Source organism: Haliea sp. E17, from assembly GCF_048323675.1.
GTDB lineage: Bacteria > Pseudomonadota > Gammaproteobacteria > Pseudomonadales > Halieaceae > Mangrovimicrobium.
On record NZ_JBLWFK010000015.1, the window covers coordinates 1 to 1,450 of the forward strand.

Annotated in this window: 1 protein-coding gene; it reads right to left on the bottom strand. The window is 61.7% G+C overall.

Annotated elements, in window-relative coordinates:
• Nucleotides 1-190 precede the first annotated feature (190 nt).
• Nucleotides 191-970, bottom strand: a complete 780-nt coding sequence (locus ACNKU3_RS20630) for a hypothetical protein (RefSeq protein WP_418261463.1) — start codon at nucleotides 968-970, stop codon at nucleotides 191-193.
• Nucleotides 971-1,450 lie beyond the last annotated feature (480 nt).

Genomic DNA, 1,450 nt, shown 5'->3' on the forward strand with positions numbered 1-1,450 from the left:
TCCTTCGAGCCGTGGGCGGGGTGTGGGAGCGGAGTCCGGGTTCAAGGCACCGCTTTTCCCCCAAGACCGGAGCCCGCGTCCAGGGCTCCGCATTGCGAATCACCGCGGTCGATTCAACCCAGCCGGTGGGCAATCAGCTCGTCCCCATTGAGGGATGGGGCCCGGCGCGACTGAACCGGGCCGGTCCGTATCAGCGCCTGGCACGCGAACGCAGGGAACGCTGCGACAATGCGCCCATTACACCTGCCAGGAGCAGCAGGCTCCACAGCGGGCTGGCGGGAATGGCCTCGGGGTCAGCTGCAGCGGCCGGCAGTGGAGCAGGCGGCGGGGCTGGGGGTGGGGTAGTAACGCCGAGAGCCTGGATGTTGTCGAGCTGGAACACCGCCGGGCCGGTGAAAGATTCCGGTACAGTCCAGACAAAGACCACCCTGACACTCTGACCGGCGAAGGCAGAGACATCGATGGCAGCCGAAAGAGGGCCCGAATCAAGCAGCAAGTCGCCATCGATCCCCGTGGCCGCAAAGGTCGTGGTGGCCAGCGGCGCCCCACCACCGGCAGGCTGGATTTCGACCGAGGCCGTGCGCGGCACGGTGGTTCCTCCTCCGGACTCATCGAATTCAAAGCCGTAGCGGTAGTCAAATGTCAGGGTGGTTGCGCTTGCACCGAGCGTCACATCCTGCGCGAGCTCCGACGTGCCCGGCCCGTCGCCATCAAAAGCGAGCACCGCGACCTGCGTCCCTTCAGTGGGCTGCGTACCGAAGAGGAAACCAGCAACGTAGTAGTTCTCGAAGACGACCGTAAGGGGGTGCGGGGAACCCGCTATGTCCGTGACAGTCCAGCCGCTGAAATCGCCGGTTTCAAAACCGCAGTTGGTGAAGGCATTGTCCGGCGTATCGCACTGCGCCTGGGCGCCGGCTGAAAATATGGAAGCAGCAGCGAAACACAGCGCCGCCAGTCGAGCTTTGATCATTGAGTACCCCTTGGATGATACAGCTTCGCGACGCCCCCTTGGCGTAACACGCGATTCTGCGACGTGAAATATTAAGACGGCCAGCCTAAAGCTAGTGATGATTATTTTCTAGAATCCGGCCAGCGGAAAGTGGCGAAATGTGTAGAAATTGACTGGATCGTCAGGAAAAGGGGAAGCAAGGTGTTCCCGAACCCAGATGGCGGATACCTGCCCCTTAGCCGTTTCAACAGGCGGGCGGCACTACACCGGCGAAAATTCACACGGAGTCACTGAGCCTGCGCGAATGGCTGGCTTGGTCTTTCCTGGTGACGGGGTGGGGGCCTCGGTGCCGCACGTATTTCCGTCGGGTTCAGGCGCGGTATGGGAGATATTCTGGTGTTTCGATCCCGCAAGCGCAGGCGCCTGTCCCGTGCTTACTCGAAAGACTTTTATGTACAGGATGTACGGTATGTCGCGAGAGCCATGGATGGCGGTAGCGAC

What these genes read in the sequence shown, in the direction of transcription:
- ACNKU3_RS20630 (WP_418261463.1), bottom strand. Translation starts at nt 970, where the DNA reads ATGATCAAAGCTCGACTGGCGGCGCTGTGTTTCGCTGCTGCTTCCATA.